We start from the raw sequence: 18,001 nt of genomic DNA, 5'->3' as shown, positions 1-18,001 counted from the left end.
TTTTAGAAATTTCTATAATTTTTTCATCAGGGCAGGATCAATTCCGGTTTGAAGCCCAGGTAATCGGCGGCGACCAGGTGGTATTCCACCCCGTCCCGGTCCCCGGACACTGCCAGACGGTGGCTTCCGCCGTGAAGATGGCCATAGTAGCAGCGCTTCACGCCATACTGCTTCATCAGGTCGATGATCTCCTGACAGCGATAGCCCTGATACAGGGGCGGATAGTGGAGAAAACAGAATTTCTCCCGCGCTCCCCCCGCCTTCAGAGAGGTCTCCAGGCGGATCAGCTCCCGGTTGAAGATCTTGGCGCTGTGCTCCCCCCGGTCCTCCTCATAGAACCACCCCCGGGTGCCGCACAGGGCCACGTCCCCATAGAGGCAGCAGTTGTTGTGCAGGATCTCAAAGGTGGTAAAGTGGTTCTCCTGAAAAAACTGGTTCATCTTGGACGCTGTGGTCCACCAGTAGTCGTGGTTTCCCTTCATCAGCAGCTTTTTTCCGGGCAGGGCATCCAGAAAGGCAAAGTCCTCCCTCGCCTCCTGCAGGCTCATGCCCCAGGACAGGTCGCCGCACAAAACCACGGTATCCTCCGGCCGGACGCAGGCAAAACCCTGGCGCAGCTTGTCTACATACCCGGCCCAGCCGCCGCCGAACACGTCCATTGGCTTGTTGCTGGTCAGGGACAGATGGGTGTCTCCAATCGCATAGAGGGCCATGGATCACTCCAACATGGACAGCACCGCATCCACCATGTGCGCCTTCTCCACGGTGGTCGTAAAGCGGATCTCCTTGCCACGCAGCCCAGCCAGAGGGGCGGGAGCGGGCAGGCCGGTCTTCTCGGAGAGCTGGTCCAGCACGTCCAGGCCGGAGGCGATGTTTTTCTCCCCCAGGGCGGACAGGACGCTGCCGCAGAACTTGAAGGGGCTGGCGGTGGAGACCACCACACAGGGGGTCTCGTCCCCCGTCTCGGCGCGGTACTGCTCCAGGGCGGAGAAAGCCACGGCGGTGTGGGGGTCCACCAGATAGCGGTCCTTGGCATAGATGCGGCCGATGACCTTCTCGGTCTCGCCGTCGTCACAGCAATAGCCGAAGAAGCGCTGCTGCAGCTTCTCCTTCACCTTGTCGCTGACCTGATAGCGGCCGGTGGCGTTCAGCTGCTGCATATAGCCCTTCACCTCGTCCACGTCCTGGGTCAGCGTCAGCAGCAGCCGCTCCAGGTTGGAGGAGATCAGGATGTCCATGGAGGGGGACTCGGTGTTATAGAACTGGCGGTTGCGGTCATACACGCCGGTGCGGATAAAGTCGGTGAGGACGTTATTGCTGTTGGAGGCGCAGATGAGCTTGTCAATGGGCACCCCCATCTCCCGGGCATAGTAGGCGGCCAGGATGTTGCCGAAGTTGCCCGTGGGCACACACACGTTGATGGCCTGGCCGGGCTGGATCTTCTCGTCCCGCAGCAGGTCGCAGTAGGCGGAGACATAGTAGACGATCTGGGGCAGCACCCGGCCCCAGTTGATGGAGTTGGCGGAGGAGAAGAAGAATCCCCGCTTGTCCAGCTCCTCCCGCAGGGCCTCGTCGGAGAACAGGCGCTTCACGCCGGTCTGGGCATCGTCAAAGTTGCCGATGACGGAGGCCACGCCCACATTATCGCCCTCCTGGGTGACCATCTGCAGCTCCTGCACGGCGGACACGCCGTCCTTGGGATAGAACACCAGAATACGGGTGCCCTTCACATCCTTAAAGCCCTCCAAGGCGCCCTTGCCGGTGTCGCCGGAGGTGGCCACCAGGATGCACACGGTGCGGAACTCCTCCGTCTTGGTCAGGGAGGCGGTGAGCAGGTGGGGCAGCATCTGCAGAGCCATATCTTTGAAGGCGCAGGTGGGGCCGTGCCACAGCTCCAGGCAGTGGGTGCTCTCATTCAGGGTGTGGACGGGGGCCACGGCGGGAGTATCAAACTTCTCCGGGCCATAGGCGGCGGCAGCAAAGTCGGTGAGTTCTTTCACGGTGAACTCCTCCAAAAACTGCTTCATCACATAGACGGCCCGGGCCTGATAAGGCATGTCCTTCAGCTCGTCCAGGGCGTTGCCCGGCAGCTTGGGGATATAATAGGGGGTCAGCAGACCGCCGTCAGCGGACAGGCCCTGGGTGATGGCCTGGGAGGCGGTGAAGCGGACAGACGAATCTCTGGTACTGGTATATTGCATCTCGATCATTCCCATCTATTTTGAAACTTGTGCCAAGAAACGAATCGCAATGGCGATACTCCATTATGACAGCTTCCCGGCGGAAGGTCAAGAGATTGGCGGGAAAAAGCCCCCAAAACCCTCCGTCAGAAAAAGGCGTTTTCTATGTGGCGGACACGGGGCGCTTTTGTGTCCGTCCCCTGGGGAGCGTATATTTCGATCACGTCGAACCGGGGCTGGAGCCGGGTGGGGTGTTGACTGAGATAGAGCTCCGCCGTCAGGCGCAGCTTATCCTGCTTGCGCCGGTCCACAAACTCCCCCGCCCCGCCGAAGGCCGCACTTTTGCGCAGCTTCACCTCCACAAAGCAGAGGTATTCCCGGTCGGCGGCGATGAGGTCGATCTCCCCAAAGCGGCTGCGCCAGTTGGCCGCCAGGAGCTGATAGCCCGCCCGGCGCAGGTGGTCCGCCGCCAGGGCCTCCCCCCATCGCCCCAGCAGGCGGCTTGCCTGTCCGCTCATAGATTTTTCAAAAAGCTCCTGCGGTGGATGGGGCTGGGCCCATATTCCCGCAGACGCTCATAGTGCAGCTTGGTACCATAGCCCTTGTGGCGCTCAAAGGCGTATTGGGGGTATTCTTTCGCCATTTCCAGCATGAAGTGGTCCCGGCTCACCTTGGCCAAAATGGATGCCGCCGCGACAGAAGCCGACAGGCTGTCTCCCTTTACAATGCAGCGGTGGGGCGTAGTCACGCCCCCTCCCCTGCCGTGGTCCCGGTTTCCGTCCACCAGGGCGAAATCCGCCGGAAGGGACAGGCCGTCGATGGCCAGCTGCATACACCGCATCCGGGCGGTGAGGATGTCGGTCTCGTCGATCTCTTGAGGGGAGATGCTGGCCACCGACCAGGCCAGGGCCGTGGTCTGAATGACGGGGAACAGGGCCTCCCGCCGCTTCTCCGTCAGCTTTTTAGAGTCGTTCAGTCCGGGGATATCCGCGCCCATGGGCAGGATCACCGCCGCGGCGTACACCGGACCGGCCAGGGGCCCTGCCCCCGCCTCGTCGCAGCCGCAGATGTGGACGTGCCCCTCCCCCAGGGCCTGGCGCTCATACTGCCAAAGGTCGATCTCTTCCACGGTGTCTCCCTCCTTAGGCCTGGGGTATCTCAAGTGTAAAGCGTCCCAACTTGCCAGCGCGATACTCGTCCAGCAGCACCCGGGACATACGCTCGGTGTCGAATTCTCCGCCGGAGATGCGCATGCCCCGCTTCTGGGCGCAGGCCTGAAGGAGCCGATAGCCATAGGCGATGTCGTTCTCCTCCCCCTCTCGGGCGGGGACTTCGGGGAGCTTATAGCTATCCGTCAGCACCTTGGGGTAGCGCTCGGCCAGCAGGGCCATCATGTGGCAGCCCAGGGTCTCCACGTCCATGATGTCGTCCTTCACCGCCCCGGTAAAGGCCAGGTTCATGCCGATGGTCTGGTCATCAAACTTGGGCCACAGGATGCCAGGGGTGTCCAGCAGGTCCAGGGATTGGTCCACATTTACCCACTGCTTGCCCCGGGTGACACCGGGCCGGTCCCCCGCCTTGGCGGATTTCTTCCGGGCTACCTTGTTGATGAAGGTGGACTTGCCCACGTTGGGCACCCCCACCACCATGGCCCGTACCGGACGGCCCACCTGGCCCTTCTCCCGCCATTTGGCGATTTGATCCTTCAGCACGTTCTGAATGATGGCGGAGAACTGGTTCACGCCGCTGCCCGTTTTGGCGTCCGTCTCCAGCACGGCGTGGCCCTGACTGCGGAAAAGGGCGGCCCACTGTTTGTTCCGGGCGGGGTCGGCCTGGTCGGCCCGGTTGAGGACGATGAGCCGGGGCTTGCCGGCGCAGATGCTGTCGATGTCCGGGTTCCGGCTGGATACGGGGATGCGGGCATCGATGATCTCCACCACGATATCCACGTTTTTCAGGTCCGCCTCGATCTGCCGGCGGGTCTTGGTCATGTGTCCGGGGTACCATTGAATGTTCAAGGGTCCTCCTCCTCTCTGCTGCCCCGATGTGGGGGCTGATCAAATATAGAAGAAGGGAGCGGCTGAACACCGCTCCCTTCTGGTGGATTACAGGGCCTCTTTCACCTTGGCCGCCTTGCCCACGCGGTTGCGCAGGTAGTACAGCTTGGCGCGGCGCACCTTACCGTGGCGCACCAGCTCGATCTTCTCGATGGAAGGAGCGTGAACGGGGAACACCTTCTCCACGCCGACGCCGTAGGAGACGCGGCGCACGGTGAAGGTCTCCTCAATGCCGCCGTGCTTCTTGGCGATCACGGTGCCCTCGAACACCTGGATACGCTCACGGTTGCCTTCCTTGACCTTCAGGTGAACGCGGACGGTGTCGCCCACGGCGACAACGGGGGGCTCAGCCTTCTTGTACTTCTCGGTAAAAGCCTGCATCAGATCCATAATTTTTTCCTCCTGTTATATAGGCGTTCGTGCGGGATATGGACCCGGGGCCCTCCCCAGGTCCCCAGCAGAGGACCGCCCGTTTTCAGACTTTGGCATTATACCACAGAATTTTCTCCTCTGCAAGCGATTTTTCCCTTTTTCTCCGCAAAACTTTTTCGGGGTCACACCGCCCCATAGGGCTCCCGGTTCTGCTGCGCCAATTCCACCCGGATGTCGGGGAATGCCCGGGCCAGTTTTTCGGCCAGGGGGGCGCACACCACGTTCTCGGTGGCAAAATGTCCCGCATCCATCAGGGTGATGCCCATGGCCCGGGCCTGGATGTACTGGTCGTGCTTCACGTCGGCAGTGACGAAGGTGTCGCAGCCCCTGGCCGCCGCATCACAGAGCATAGAGCCGCAGGAGCCGCCCCCCACCGCCACATGGCGGACGGGTCTTCCCCCGTCGGCATAGCGCACCGAGGCCGCCCCCAGCTTCTCCTTCACAAAGGCGGCGTACTCCCCCGCCGTCATGCCGGGCCGGTGCGCCGTGCCCACCCGGCCGATGCCATAGGGGCGGCCCTCATGGTCCAGGCCGTCCTGGTGGAGCTGCTCCAGATCTTTCAGCTCCAGCGTCCGGGCCAGGCAGCAGTTGACCCCCTCCATCACTGCGTCCAGATTGGTGTGGGCGCAAATGGCGGCCATGTGCCCCTCCGCCAGAGCCAGCAGCACCCGGCCCGTGGCGCTCTGATCGGTGAGGGCCTTCACCGGGTGGAAGATCACCGGGTGGTGGGACACGACAAGCTGGCAGCCTTTCTCCGCCGCCTCCTGAACCACGGGCAGGGTGATATCCAGGGCCACCAGCAGGCGCTTGACCTGGGTCTCCCCCCGGCCCACCAGAAAACCGGCGTTGTCAAAATCCATCTGAAGGTCAAAGGGGGCCAGCTTGTCCAAAAAGCCATAGACCTCGTTTACCGTTGCCATGCTTCCCACTCCTTTTTCATCTCACTAAGCTCGGTCTGCATCTGTTTCAGCTCTTCCAGACGCGCCGCTACCGCCGGCTTCTGGGCCCGGGCCAGACCGGTCAAAGCCCGGTCTGTCTTGTCCAGCCACCGGTCCAGCCAGGCGCCCCGCAGGGGGTGATTGGTATTCTTTCCCGCCAGCCGCTCTGCCGCCGTCAGGGGAACCATGGCCCCGGAGCGCACCAGCAGGGCGGTGTAGAGAGTCTCCCCCTCCCGGGCCAGTTCCTCTTTCACGATGGTATAGCCGTGCCGCTCCATCCACAGGCGCAGATCGTCCATAGAGGACATGGGCTGGAGCACCAGGGGCACGTCCCGCTCACGGGTCCAGGGGGCGGCGGCGAGGATGTCGGCGATGGTCTCCCCGCCCATACCCGCAATGGCCACGGCATCCACCTCGTCGGGGCGGACCCCCTCCAGCCCGCTGCACAGGCGAAAGGTCACCCGGCCGGTAAGCCCGCACTCCCGCGCGGTGGCCTTGGCCCGGTTCAGCGGCCCCTGGCGCAGGTCGGCGGCGATGGCGGCGGGGATGGTCCCCTCCTGAATGAGGGCGGCGGGGAGATAGGCGTGGTCGGTGCCGATATCGGCCAGGCGGCTGCCAGGGGGCACCAGTCCGGCCACCATGCGCAGCCGGGGGGACAGTTCGATTTTTTTGTTCATGGGCTCCTCCCTGTCATAAGCTCGGCCTCCCCGGATCATCGCAACCGGGGCAGAAAAAAACAGGGGCGGAACGTCCGCCCCCGTCTTTTCGTGCAGCCTTTTTTAGCCTTCTGCGGCGGCGATCATCTCGTTGACCTTCGCCAGCAGGTCGTCGGGGTCCACGCCGTGGACCATGCAGGCCTGCTCCACCGTCTCGCCCCGGGAGGCGGGGCAGCCCAGGCAGTGCATCCCGATGTTCATGAACAGGGGGGCAGTCTGGGGGGCGATGGTCAGGATATCACCGATGATGGTGTCTTTGGTAATGGTCATGTGGGGATTCCTCCATTCATAATGGTTAGCTTTAGTATATCCTATCCTCCGGTATTTTTCAATGGAAAATTCCAAAAACTTCGCTTTTGGGAAAAACGCCCCCTTTGGCCCCCTGTTTTGCCCCTGTTTTTACAGAATAATGCAGATGAGCCCGCCGGAGCCCTCGTTGATGATGCGCTGGAGGGTCTCCCGCAGCTTCTCCCTGGCATCCTGGGGCATCCGCTTGAGCTTGGCGTTCAGATCCTCGTTCACCAGCTCGTGGAGGGACTTGCCGAAGATATTGGCCTCCCAAATTTTGCTGGAGTCCCCCTCATACTCCTGAAGCAGATAGCGGATCATGTCCTCGCTCTGCTTCTCCCCGCCCACGATGGGGGACACCTCCGTCTGGATGTCCGCCCGGATCATATGGATGGAGCTGCCGCTGGCCCGCAGACGCACCCCATAGCGTCCCCCCTGGCGGACGATCTCCGGCTCCTCCAGGGTGAGGGAGTCGATGGTGGGTACCACGATGCCATAGCCCGTCTCCTCCACCTCCCGCAGGGCTTCGGCCACCTTGTCATAGGCCGCCTGCACCCCAGCCAGCCGGGTGAGCAGGGCCATCAGGTCCCCGTCGTCCCCCACGGGGAAGCCGGACTGCTGAGACAGGGTGTCGTAAAACAGGGTCCGGGGCAGCTCCAGCTCCCCCTGGGCCACGCCAGAGCCCAGGTCCACCCCGGTGAGACTGGCCCGGCTCACTGCCTCGCAGCGCTCGAACCCGGCCACCGCCCGCTCCGCGTCCCGGATGCGCCGCAGCTGCTCCGCCCCCTCCCGGATGGCGGCGAACACCGCCGCCTTGATGGGGTGTTCCTGGGGCAGAGCATCCACCCAGGGGGGCAGGAACAGGTCCAGCTCCTTCAGCGGGAACTCATACAGCACGCTTTTCAGCAGCTGGCAGATTTCCTCCCCGCCCAGCTCCAGGCAATTCACGGCGATGCAAGTCACGTCATACCGCTGGGCGATGTCCGCCCGGATGGCCTGGGCCCGGTCAGAGGCGGGCTGGGCGGAGTTGAGCACCACCACAAAGGGCTTGCCCAGCTCCTTCAACTCCTGAATGGCCCGCTCCTCCGCCTGCTGATAGTCCTCCCGGGGGATGTCGGTGACGGTGCCGTCGGTGGTCACCACCACGCCGATGGTGGAGTGCTCGGAGATGACCTTCCGGGTCCCCACCTCCGCCGCCTCGGCCATGGGGATCTCGTGGTCGAACCAGGGGGTGGTCACCATCCGCTCCAGCTCCCCCTCCATCTGCCCCACCGCCCCGGTGACCATATAGCCCACGCAGTCGATCAGCCGCACCCGGAAGGACACGCCCCCCTCCACCGTCACGCTGGCGGCCTCCTCGGGGACGAACTTGGGCTCCGCCGTCATAATGGTCCGGCCGGAGCCGCTCTGGGGCAGCTCATCCCGGGCCCGCTCCCGGCGGTAGACGTTTTCGATGTTGGGGATGACCAGCGTCTCCATAAAGCGCTTGATGAAGGTGGATTTTCCCGTTCGGACCGGCCCCACAACGCCGATGTAGATGTCGCCCTCCGTCCGCAGGGCGATATCCTCATAGATTTTTCCCTCTTGCACTGCGATTCCTCCTTCGGCCTTTTCGGGTCAAGCCGGTATTTACTTTTACTCTATGAGGATAAGCCCTGAAATATGTGCTTCACCGGGCGTTGGGGATGAGCAGCATCCGCCCGGCGGGCAGGGTCTCCTCCTCCAGCTCGTTGGCCTGGAGGATCTGGGCCGTGGTCGCGCCATAGGCCTTGGCGATGTCCCATATCTCCTCCCCCCGGACGGCAAAGCGCAGCACCACCGAGGGCCGCTTCTCCCCATCCGCATCCCGGGCCTCCCCCAGGGAGCCGCCGCACACGGCGGGGACGGACAGGGTCTGTGCCGGCAAACAGTCAAACTCCAGAGTGAACCGGACCTCCACCCCTCCGGCGGCGGGGGCGGCGTATACCTCCCCCTGGCGGCGGACGGTACACAGACAGCGGCAGTCCTCCGGGCAGTCCAGGCGGCAGGAGACGGGCACGGTGCGGTGGATACACTGGAGACGGTCCTCCCCGTCCTGATAGAGCACAGTGAGCCACGCCTCCGCCGTGAGCACCAGCTGATCCCCCTCCCGGCTCTGGCTCACCTGGCCGATGGCCAGGCGGCTGTCCGCCACACTGCGCACGCTCTCCCCCGTCTCCAGCAGCTCCCGCACCGCCTGGGGGCGGATAGAGCCTGGGCCAAAGCGCTGGAGGACCAGAGGCCGGTGGTCCAGCTGGGTCTGCCAGGCGGTGCTGTACAGGTCCTGGAGCAGCGTCACCGTCCGGCGGCACCGCAGCTGGGCCTGGGCCAGCAGCTCCAGCTCCACCTGCAGTTCCCGGGGGTCGGCGGGGTCGGCCTGATGGCTCACGTCGGTGACCTCCACCCACACCCGGCTGTCCCCCGTCTCATCCCCCTCTGGGACCTCCAGTACCTGGGAGAAGGGGAGCCGCTCCACGTCGGCGGTGAGGCCGCCCCCCGGTTCCTGGAGAAGCAGGTGCAGCTCCGCCTCCCCCTTGAAGATGAGCTTTGCCCCCACCCGCTTGCATTCGGCGCACTCCGCCTCGGCCCACAGGGCCATGACCTGGGGCGGCTCCCCCTGTCCGGCGGGCAGACGCACCCGCTGGGAGAAGGTGAAGGGCTTCTCCTCCACCGCCGACAGCAGGCCGCACACCTGCTCCCGGCACCGCTGGCAGACGCAGCCCCGCTCCGGGTCCAGCACCCCGCGGCACAGGGGCTGCTCCACAGGCTGACAGGCCGTCACGTCCACGGCCAGGTCCACCCGCAGCAATACCTTTCTGGAGTTCAGCGCCCGGGCCTCGGCGCAGCGCAGCCGGGGACGGGCCAGCACCCGGCCCTGCTCGGTGAGTCCGGGGGCCTCCGCCTGGCAGCGGAAGGGCAGGCCCACCTCCATCCGCCGCAGCCCCGCGCCCCCGTCCGGCTCGTACAAAATGACCGCCCGGACCAGGCCCCCCAGCTCCGCCGCCCCGTTTTTCACCTGCTTGCTGTGGAGCATGGCCTGACCGCACACGTCCACGATGCGCAAAATGTCCGGGCAGGCATCTGGTACGATGCTCTCCAGCGTCTCCTCCTGGCACAGGGTCAGCTCCGCCACCGTGTCGTAGCCCTGCAAGGTGTCCCGTTCAAATTCCAGTTCCATGGTCGTTGTCCACTCCTTATCCCGGTGTTCCGGCCCGGCTGGAAGCGCGGCCCGGTCTTTGGGACACTATATGCCCGGGCCGCGCCCGCTATGTCACTTCACCCCAAACAGCCTGCGCAGCAGCCCCCGCAGACACTTGGGCGAGCGCACCACCACGATGCCCATGCTACCCCTCCCTTCCCAAAAGTTCCGCCGTCTCCGGCTGATGTACTCTATGCCGGAACGGGTCGTCCTGATACAACGGCGCAAAACGGCCCGCCGAAGGTTCTCATCAAACCTCCGGCGGGCCATGTTCATACTCTTGATCCTGTTTACGAATTCCCGTCCGTCTGGTTGGCCGTCACGGTGCCGTCGTTGCGCTCCAGAAAGACGGCGGTGAGCTGGGTCACGGCCCCGGGGGCGGCTGTGATGTCGGTACCGTCCTCGTCGGCGGAGATGGTCACATCCTGGATGGAGCAGCGGTAGCGGCAGTGGTACAGGTCGTTGATGATCTCCCGGGCGGCGGCGTAGTCCGCCGTCTGAAAGGTCAGTTCCACCGGGCGGCGGACCAGACCGCTGTCCTCGTCCAGCGACACATCGTCAAAGGACAGACTGTATTCCCGGGCCCGGGCCAGGATGGCGTTGAGCTCCACCATCACCCGCTTGGCGTTGTTATAGTCCGGGACCTGGGCATCGGGCACGGCACCGCCGGTTTTCAGCTCCTCCAGCTCCTTCTCCATGGTCTGCATTTTCAGGGCCCGGTCCTGCTCGATCAGGGCCTGGTCCTGCAGCTCCGTCTGGCGCTGCTGGTTTTCCGTCACCGCCTGCTGCACCGGGGCGTAGAACAGCTTCATATAGCCCAGGGTCAGCAGCAGCACCGCCAGCACCAGCAGCATTCCCTTTTCCCGGGGGGTAAATTCCCGATCCATCACGGCACAGTCACCTCCTCGCTGGCATCGCTGACTTTCTCTCCGGTGAGGTCGATGGTCAGGGCGGCGTTCACCCGGCCGTCGGTCCTGTCCTCCTCCGTCTCGGCGGTGTACACCTGGACGGACTTGACCAGATCGTCGCTTTTCAGGTCCTGATAGATATCAGACACCTGGTGCAGGGTCACGCCGGATATCTGGGCGGAGATCAGCCCGTCGGCTACTGTAAAGGACTTGACGGTGGACTGCCGGATGAGATAGCGCTCCACCAGGTCCAGGCAGGCCATGGGGTCGGCATCGCTGGACAGAGCGTCCCGGGCGATGGTATAGCTCTGATACTCCTCCAGCACCTGGTCATAGTTCTCATTGGCCTGGCGCAGCTGGGCCAGCTGCTGGGCGGCCTGGTCGGCGGCCCGCTGGCTGGACCACACCCGGTCCAGCTGTTCGATGACAGCGAATTTGCAGAACAGGCCCACAAACAGAGCCAGACACACGGCCACGGCGGCGGCGGTCTTAGGCGGTGTCCCCTTCCGGTCCGTCTGGGCCAGGTTGATGTCCCGCTTCAGGACCGCCGTCTGTTTCTTCTTGGCGCTCACCTTCCGTCACCTCCCGTTCCCTTGCAGCAGCACGCCCATGGCTGCCGCGCAATAGCTGGTCTCCGGGCCGGACAGGCCGCCGGGGCACAGCTCGTCGATGGGGTGGAGCGTCAGCTGCAGGGTCCGCTCCAGCTCCTCCCTCAGGGCGGTGACGTTGGCCAGGCCGCCGCTTAAATACAGGTCTCTCAAATCGGCATCCGGTGTATTGAAGCCATAGAAATTCACCGCCCGCATGATCTCCACCGCCACCCGGGAATACAGCTCCCGGCAGGCGGAAATTTCCTGGGCCCCCTGATAGTTGGACATCTTATAGCCCGTGGCCAGATGGGGGTCCACCCCGGCGGTGTCGGCGATGATGGCATCCAGGGAGCGGCCGCCCAGCTCGATGGTCCGGGTGGTGTTATACACGCCGTTTTGATAGATGTGCAGACGGACGGACTGATGACCCAGATCCGCCACGGCGCACTCCCCGCGGTACTCCTCCGGGTGCTGCTCCAGCTTGGCGCGCAGCAGGTTACCATAGGCCAGGCACTCGGGCACCGCCCGCACCAGCTTCATCCCCGCCAGGCGCAGCATCCGGCGATAGGCGGCGATGGTCTCCTTCCGGGTAGCTGCCGCCAGCAGGTCCAGGGTGGGCGGCTCCTCTTTCCCGTCCTCGCCCTTGCGTCCCTCCCCCACGGCCACTACCGCATAGTCATAGAAATACTGGTCTTTGTCCCCCTGGACAAAGTCGTGGAACTCATAGGGCAGATTCACCCGCAGCTGCTCCGGGCTCATATAGGGCACGGTCAGCCGCCGGACGATGGCGCTCTCCGCCGGGATGACCACGGCGCAGGGGCGTTTTTTCATGTGCTGCTCCCGCAGCGCGTGTTTGACCTCCTGGGCCACCGCCTCCTCCGAGACCATCTTATGGTCCCGGACAAGGTCGCTGGGCAGCAGGACAGAGGCGATCTGGCTCACGCCGCTCCGGTCGCCCACGGCCAGCTTCATGGCGCTGGCGCCCAGGTCCAGTCCCAATAATGTACTCATAGCTTCCCTTCCCCTATGTCAGACTTTCTCCAATTTTCTCTCGTCCCCTGCCCCCGGCGGGGCGGGACAGACGAAAACAAATTTAAACAAACAGGTTCAAATATGCCGCCACGAAGGGCTCTCCCCACAGCAGGGACAGCACCGCCGCGGCGGAGATGGCGGGGCCGAAGGGGATCGCGCCGGAGGGTTCCCCCTCGTGGGCGGTCTTTTGGGGCACAAAAGCCAGGCCGATGCCGATCAGGCAGGCCAGCAGCAGCACCAAAAGGTCCGTCCGCAGCGAACCGAACAGTCCCACCGTAAAAAACAGCTTAATGTCGCCGCCGCCCATGCTCTCCCGGCCCAGCACACGGTCCATCACAAGCACGATCAGCAGCAGAGGGACCGCCAGAGCGGCCCCGGCCAACAGTCCCCGGCCCAGGGCGGCTGCTCCCTCCCCGCGCAGCAGGGTCAGCAGCACAAAATCCAGTATCCCCGCCAGCAGTAGCCCGTCGGAGATGAAGCCTGTGTCCCAGTCAACTAAGGCCACGGCCAGTAAGATCAGCGTGAAGATCAGGTATTCCATCGTCTGCAGCGAAACGCCGTACCGCCACACAAAGGCCCCAAAGGCGGCGGCGGTGAGCCCCTCGGTGACGGGGCAGCGGGCGGGGATGTTCGCCCCGCACCAGCGGCAGCGGCCCTTCTGCCGCAGCCAGGAGAAGACGGGGACCAGCTCGAAGGGTCCCAGGACATGGCCGCAGGAATCGCAGCGGCTGCGGCCCGTGAGAAAGGACTGCCCCGCCAGGCTTCTCGCCACGGCGCAGCCCACAAAGCTGGCCAGCACCGCCCCCAACAGGGCGGCCAGGGCCAGACACTCGACCACCACCAAAGGGGCCACGGAAAACAGGTCGTTCATGTTGTCTCGCTCCCCTTTCGGTGTCGTGTGGAATCCCTCAAATTTTACCTCTCCGGGTCCCGGGCCGCAAAAACAGCCCGGGACACGGCGCAGGGGTCCATTGCCGGGGTAGCTCCTCACCGTGACCCAACGGTGGGGAGCAATATCTTGTAATTAGCTCTGAGCACCAGTACCGTTACTTACCACTATTGTCGCCGCCAGGAATGGTAACAGCAGAACCGCCGCCATTCGGGGTATAAGTGATAATCAGCTGGCCCTTCTCGACCTTATACGCAGCGCTGCCATGCAGGGTGTACTCCACACCATTAACAGTGATCTTGCTGCCATCGTCAGGCTTTTCAGGATCACCGCCATTCAAAACAGAATTAGCCATGGCTTCAGAGTAGTAAGCGCGCAGATTGGCCTCATCAGCAGCAGCATAGGCGCTGTCCAGAGCACCCTTAAAAGTAGGAATAATAATGGCGATCATAATGGCGATGATGGCCACCACGATCATCATTTCCATCAGGGTAAAGCCCTTTTTCTTAGAAAGCTTTTTGAACACGATGTTCACTCTCCTTATGTCTTGTTTTCGCTTTGCTCCCTTGGGAGCGTATCTATCATCAAACCGGGCGGGTCAAACCCGGCGGACGACCAAAATAGGTAGACCCTCTCCGCCCAGTGTGCGCACTGGGCACCTCCCCCACAGGGGGAGGCAAGTTAGGACCGCTTCCGAAAAAGCGTCCTTGGCTCCCCCTGTGGGGGAGCTGGCACGGCGAAGCCGTGACTGAGAGGGCCGTCACATGATCGAACCATACATAGAGAACATGGGCAGATACACGGCCAGCAGGATGATGACCACGATGACGGCCAGGACGCAGATGATGGCGGGCTCCAGCAGACTGACGGCCTTTTGGGCCTTGAGCTGAGTCTCGTTGTCGTAGTAGTCGCTGACCACGTCCAGGGTGTGCTCTAAGGTGCCGGTCTCCTCCCCCACGCCGGTCATCTCCACCAGCAGGTCGGGGAAATCCGGGCAGTCCCGCAGGCAGGCGGCCAGGGGCTTGCCCTCCTCCAGGCGGGGCAGCTGCAGGCTCAGGTCGTGGCCCATGGCCCGGTTGTCCAGCACCCGAGAGACGATGTCCATGGCGTTCAGCACGGGCAGTCCTGCAGCCAGCAGGGCCGCTGTGGTCCCGGCAAACTGAGATGCGGTGCGCATCAGACTCAGCCTGCCCATCACGGGTACCCGCAGCAGCCAGCGGTGCTGCTTGATGCACCCGTCCGCGGAGTGTCCCCACAGCCTCCAGGCCAGGATCGCCCCGATGAGCACGGCGGCCATCACCGGCCACCAGGCGGAACAGAAGCTGCTGGCGGCGATCAAGATCCGGGTGGGCCAGGGCAGAGCCGTACCCATCTCAGAGAAGCTGGTGACGAACGTAGGGACGGCCTTGACCATAATGATGGCCACCACGATGACGGCCACGATCATGGTGAAGATGGGGTAGGCCATGGCGGCCTGGACCTTGCCCTTTAATTTAGAAGCCCGGTCATAATAGGCGTGGAGCCGCCGGAAGGAGCTGTCCAGCGTGCCGGAGACCTCCCCCGCCCGCACCGTCTCCACAAAGGTGACGGGAAGAACGCTGCTGCGGGTCTCAAAGCTGTGGGCCAGGCTCACGCCTCCGGCCACATCTCCGGCCACCTGATCCAAAAGTTCTTTCAGGCGGCGGTCCTCCGTCTGGCTGGCAATGAGCTCCACCGCCCGCACCATGGGCAGGCCCGCCCCCAGAATAATGGCGAACTGAGAACACATCACAGCCAGGTCCCGCTCTTTTATTTTCGGCGTGAACACGTCCCGGGTCAGCAGGCCCTTCTGCTCCACCGCCTGAATTTTTGTGACCACGGAGCAGGTCTCTTTGATGGAGGCCACGGCGGCAAACTCGTCGAAGGCCTCGATCACGCCGCTGACCTTGGCCCCGTCCTTGGATATGGCGCTGTATTGATAGGTCTGCAAGGGAACACCCCCTTAAAGCCCCATGCTCTGGGGCAGATGCTTTTTCACAAAATCTTTGTCCCGGGCGGCCTGAGCGGCGACCTGGGCGCTGATGCGGCCCCGCTGATAAAGGCGCAGGACGCTGGCATCCATAGTCACGCTGCCCTCCTGCGCAGACACGGCCATGGTCCCGGCGATCTGGGGGGTCTTGCCCTCCCGGATCTGGTTGCGCACCGCGGCGGTGACCACCAGCAGCTCGCAGGCCGCCGTGCGGCCGGTGCCCAGGGTGGTGGGCAGCAGCTGCTGGCTGAGCACCGCCTGCAGGGTCATGGACAGCTGCACCCGGATCTGCTGCTGCCGGTCCGCCGGGAAGGCATCCACAATGCGGTCGATGGTGTCCACGGCGGAGTTGGTGTGCAGAGTGCCCAGGACCAGATGGCCCGTCTCCGCCGCCGTCATGGCGGTCTCGATGGTCTCCCGGTCCCGCATCTCCCCCACCAGAATGATGTCCGGGTCCTCCCGCAGGGCCGCGCGCAGGGCGCTGGCAAAGCTGGCGGTGTCCCGCCCGATCTCCCGCTGATTGAAGATACACCGGTCCGGGGCGTATTGATATTCCACCGGGTCCTCCAATGTCAGCACATGGGCGGCCCGGGTGTGGTTGATCTTGTCGATCATAGCAGCCAGCGTCGTGGACTTGCCGCTGCCCGTCTCACCGGTGACCAGGACCAGGCCCTGGTGCAGGTCGGTGAGCTCCAGCACTTTGGGGGGCAGGTCCAGCTTTTCCAAAGCCGGAATTTCGTCGGCCAACAGACGGATGGCGGCGGAAAAGCTGCCCTGCTGACGGAACAGGTTCACCCGGACCCGGCGGCCCACCATGGTCCGGGCCAGGTCCACCTCCCCCACCGCTTTCAGCTGCTCCAGCTGACAGCCCGCCAGCTGGGCGGCGGCCTGATCACAGTCGTCCTTGGTCAGGGGCCGGCTCTCCCGCTGGGGGACCAGCCGGCCCACCACCCGGAAATAAGGGGGCAGGCCCTTGATAAGATGTACGTCCGAGGCCCCCAGCTGGTGGGCCTGGCGGACGATCTCCTCCACATTCATCTGAATATCACTCATCATATTCCACGGAGCTGCCCAGTCTCCGCGCCTCCTCTATGGTAGTCACGCCCTCCTGGACCAGGCGGCGGCAGTTCTCCTGCAGGGTGGTATAGTTCCCCTCCTGGCGTAAGATAGACCGCAGCTCCTCCCGGTCTTTGCCCTTGGCAATGGCCGAACGCAGGCGGCGGCTGAGCACCAGCATCTCGAACACGGCGGTGCGGCCCCGATAGCCCCGGCCAAAGCAGGTGGGGCAGCCCCTGCCCCGGAACAGCTTCTGTTTGCTGTCGGCACTCAGGCCCAGCTCGGCCAGCTCCTGCGCCGTTGGGTCATAGCTCTGCTTGCAGTCGGGGCAGATCACCCGCACCAGGCGCTGGGAGATGATCCCGTTCAGGGCCCCGGCGATGAGATAGTTGGGCACGCCGATGTCCTTCAGCCGCTCCACCGTGGACAGGGCATCATTGGTGTGGACGGTGGACAGGACCAGATGGCCGGTGATGGCCGCGCGCATGGCGATCTCCGCCGTCTCCCCGTCCCGGATCTCGCCCACGGCGATGATGTCCGGGTCCTGGCGCAGGATAGACCGCAGGCCGCCGGCAAAGGTCATGCCCGTCTTCTCGTTGATCTGCACCTGGTTGATGCCGTCAATGTTATACTCCACCGGGTCCTCCAGGGTCAGCAGGTTCACCTGCTCGCTGTTGAGCTGGTGGATCATGGTGTACATGGTAGAGGTCTTGCCGCTGCCTGTGGGGCCCACGATGAGGACGGTCCCGCTGGGGCGGCCCATAAGATACTCATACTGCTCCAGCTGCCTGCCCTCCACCCCGATGCCGTCCCGGCTCAAAAAGTCGGAGTTTTTGTCCAGCACGCGGATGACGCACTTCTCGCCGTAGATGGTGGGCAGGGTGGACATACGCAGATCGAAGCTGCGATTGCGCAGCCGCACCCCGGCGCGGCCATCCTGGGGCACCCGGCGCTCGGTCACGTCCATGCCGCCCATGATCTTCAGGCGGGCCAGCACCGAGGCATACAGGTCGCTGGGCACCGTCATCACCGGGCACATCACGCCGTCCACGCGCATCCGAACCCGGATGCAGTCGGCGCAGGGGTCCAGATGAATGTCGCTGGCGTTCTCCGCCGCCGCCCGCTCGATGATGGAGTTTACCAAACGGACGGTGGGGGCCGCCGTCTCGTTCAGCTCCACCACCGCGTCTGCGGTGCTCCCCTGCTGGGTGACGGGGGCCTCCCGGCGCATGTCCCGGATGGCCCGCTGGGCACCCTCGCCGCCATACAGGCTGGCGTTGGCCCGCTCGATGCCGTCGGCGGTGGTGATCATGGGCACCACCCGCCGGTGGGTGGCCGCCCGCACCTCCTCCTGGGCCATAAAGTTCAGGGGGTCGCTCATGGCCAGATACAGGGTGTTGCCATGGAGCCGCACCGGGGTCACACCGTATTTCTTGGCGATGTTCCGGGGCAGCACGTCCACCAGCTGGGGGTCTGGCTCCACCGCGGACAGGTCTACAAATTCAATGCCCAGCTGCAGGCGCAGGGTGTCGATGAGCTGCTGCTCGGTGATGATCCCGTCGTCGATGAGCTCCTCGCCCAGCCGCTTTTTTGTCTCCTTCTGCCGGGCCAGGGCCTGGCCCAGCTGTTCCTGAGAAATGACCCCGGAGGAGACCAGCAGGTCGCCCAGCTGTGGATGTGCCATGATGAA

19 protein-coding genes are annotated in these 18,001 nt (G+C 64.0%); all 19 read right to left on the bottom strand.

Annotated features, from left to right (window positions below; all coding sequences use genetic code 11):
- Positions 1 to 26: 26 nt before the first annotated feature.
- Positions 27 to 713, bottom strand: coding sequence for a metallophosphoesterase (locus H8S55_RS06930; RefSeq protein WP_147562389.1), 687 nt, complete (start codon positions 711 to 713; stop codon positions 27 to 29).
- 3 nt (positions 714 to 716) lie between these two features.
- Positions 717 to 2,201 carry a threonine synthase gene (gene thrC / locus H8S55_RS06925; RefSeq protein ID WP_186878526.1) on the bottom strand — a complete coding sequence of 495 codons (1,485 nt, stop codon included), beginning with the start codon at positions 2,199 to 2,201 and terminating at the stop codon, positions 717 to 719.
- Positions 2,202 to 2,326: 125 nt separating this feature from the next.
- Entirely contained in the window at positions 2,327 to 2,698 is a 372-nt protein-coding gene (locus H8S55_RS06920) for a YraN family protein (protein WP_186878366.1), read from the bottom strand.
- Positions 2,695 to 3,309 (bottom strand): ribonuclease HII, encoded by a 615-nt coding sequence (gene rnhB / locus H8S55_RS06915; RefSeq protein ID WP_436233150.1) that lies wholly within the window; start codon positions 3,307 to 3,309, stop codon positions 2,695 to 2,697. Before rnhB ends, H8S55_RS06920 begins: the two co-directional genes overlap by 4 nt.
- Positions 3,310 to 3,322: 13 nt before the next feature.
- The gene (gene ylqF, locus H8S55_RS06910; protein WP_186878365.1) at positions 3,323 to 4,198 is read right to left on the bottom strand and encodes a ribosome biogenesis GTPase YlqF; all 876 of its coding nucleotides are present in this window, start codon (positions 4,196 to 4,198) and stop codon (positions 3,323 to 3,325) included.
- An 87-nt stretch (positions 4,199 to 4,285) separates the two neighbouring features.
- A complete protein-coding gene (gene rplS, locus H8S55_RS06905; RefSeq protein ID WP_147562394.1) occupies positions 4,286 to 4,627 on the bottom strand; it encodes a 50S ribosomal protein L19 in 342 nt (113 codons plus the stop codon).
- Between the two features lie 164 nt (positions 4,628 to 4,791).
- Complete coding sequence (locus H8S55_RS06900) at positions 4,792 to 5,589, bottom strand: Nif3-like dinuclear metal center hexameric protein (protein ID WP_186878364.1); 798 nt, start codon at positions 5,587 to 5,589, stop codon at positions 4,792 to 4,794.
- Entirely contained in the window at positions 5,577 to 6,284 is a 708-nt protein-coding gene (locus H8S55_RS06895) for a tRNA (adenine(22)-N(1))-methyltransferase (protein ID WP_186878363.1), read from the bottom strand. Before H8S55_RS06895 ends, H8S55_RS06900 begins: the two co-directional genes overlap by 13 nt.
- A gap of 102 nt (positions 6,285 to 6,386) precedes the next feature.
- Positions 6,387 to 6,593 carry a DUF1858 domain-containing protein gene (locus H8S55_RS06890; RefSeq protein ID WP_147562397.1) on the bottom strand — a complete coding sequence of 69 codons (207 nt, stop codon included), beginning with the start codon at positions 6,591 to 6,593 and terminating at the stop codon, positions 6,387 to 6,389.
- Positions 6,594 to 6,722: 129 nt separating this feature from the next.
- The gene (spoIVA, locus tag H8S55_RS06885; RefSeq protein WP_186878362.1) at positions 6,723 to 8,201 is read right to left on the bottom strand and encodes a stage IV sporulation protein A; all 1,479 of its coding nucleotides are present in this window, start codon (positions 8,199 to 8,201) and stop codon (positions 6,723 to 6,725) included.
- 79 nt (positions 8,202 to 8,280) lie between these two features.
- Positions 8,281 to 9,807: a DUF3794 and LysM peptidoglycan-binding domain-containing protein gene (locus H8S55_RS06880; RefSeq protein WP_186878361.1), complete on the bottom strand. Its 1,527-nt coding sequence runs from the start codon at positions 9,805 to 9,807 to the stop codon at positions 8,281 to 8,283.
- A 311-nt stretch (positions 9,808 to 10,118) separates the two neighbouring features.
- Positions 10,119 to 10,715 carry a type II secretion system protein GspM gene (locus H8S55_RS06875; RefSeq protein WP_186878360.1) on the bottom strand — a complete coding sequence of 199 codons (597 nt, stop codon included), beginning with the start codon at positions 10,713 to 10,715 and terminating at the stop codon, positions 10,119 to 10,121.
- On the bottom strand, positions 10,715 to 11,308 hold the full coding sequence (locus H8S55_RS06870; protein ID WP_186878359.1) for a hypothetical protein: 594 nt from the start codon (positions 11,306 to 11,308) through the stop codon (positions 10,715 to 10,717). The genes H8S55_RS06875 and H8S55_RS06870 overlap by 1 nt, the downstream gene beginning before the upstream one ends.
- 6 nt (positions 11,309 to 11,314) lie before the next feature.
- Positions 11,315 to 12,337: a pilus assembly protein PilM gene (gene pilM / locus H8S55_RS06865; protein ID WP_186878358.1), complete on the bottom strand. Its 1,023-nt coding sequence runs from the start codon at positions 12,335 to 12,337 to the stop codon at positions 11,315 to 11,317.
- Positions 12,338 to 12,419: 82 nt separating this feature from the next.
- Positions 12,420 to 13,229, bottom strand: a complete 810-nt coding sequence (locus H8S55_RS06860) for a prepilin peptidase (RefSeq protein ID WP_186878357.1) — start codon at positions 13,227 to 13,229, stop codon at positions 12,420 to 12,422.
- A 175-nt stretch (positions 13,230 to 13,404) separates the two neighbouring features.
- On the bottom strand, positions 13,405 to 13,773 hold the full coding sequence (locus H8S55_RS06855; RefSeq protein WP_366467531.1) for a prepilin-type N-terminal cleavage/methylation domain-containing protein: 369 nt from the start codon (positions 13,771 to 13,773) through the stop codon (positions 13,405 to 13,407).
- 234 nt (positions 13,774 to 14,007) lie between these two features.
- Positions 14,008 to 15,216: a type II secretion system F family protein gene (locus tag H8S55_RS06850; protein ID WP_186878355.1), complete on the bottom strand. Its 1,209-nt coding sequence runs from the start codon at positions 15,214 to 15,216 to the stop codon at positions 14,008 to 14,010.
- A 12-nt stretch (positions 15,217 to 15,228) separates the two neighbouring features.
- Positions 15,229 to 16,311, bottom strand: coding sequence for a type IV pilus twitching motility protein PilT (locus tag H8S55_RS06845; protein WP_243200508.1), 1,083 nt, complete (start codon positions 16,309 to 16,311; stop codon positions 15,229 to 15,231).
- On the bottom strand, positions 16,301 to 17,995 hold the full coding sequence (locus H8S55_RS06840; protein ID WP_186878354.1) for a GspE/PulE family protein: 1,695 nt from the start codon (positions 17,993 to 17,995) through the stop codon (positions 16,301 to 16,303). Before H8S55_RS06840 ends, H8S55_RS06845 begins: the two co-directional genes overlap by 11 nt.
- Between the last annotated feature and the right edge of the window lie 6 nt (positions 17,996 to 18,001).

The sequence above is a fragment of the Flintibacter faecis genome, from assembly GCF_014287875.1.
Classification (GTDB): Bacteria; Bacillota; Clostridia; order Oscillospirales; family Oscillospiraceae; genus Lawsonibacter; species Lawsonibacter faecis_A.
The sequence above is the reverse complement of the archived record's forward strand: the minus strand, read 5'-3'. Positions and strand labels throughout refer to the sequence as shown.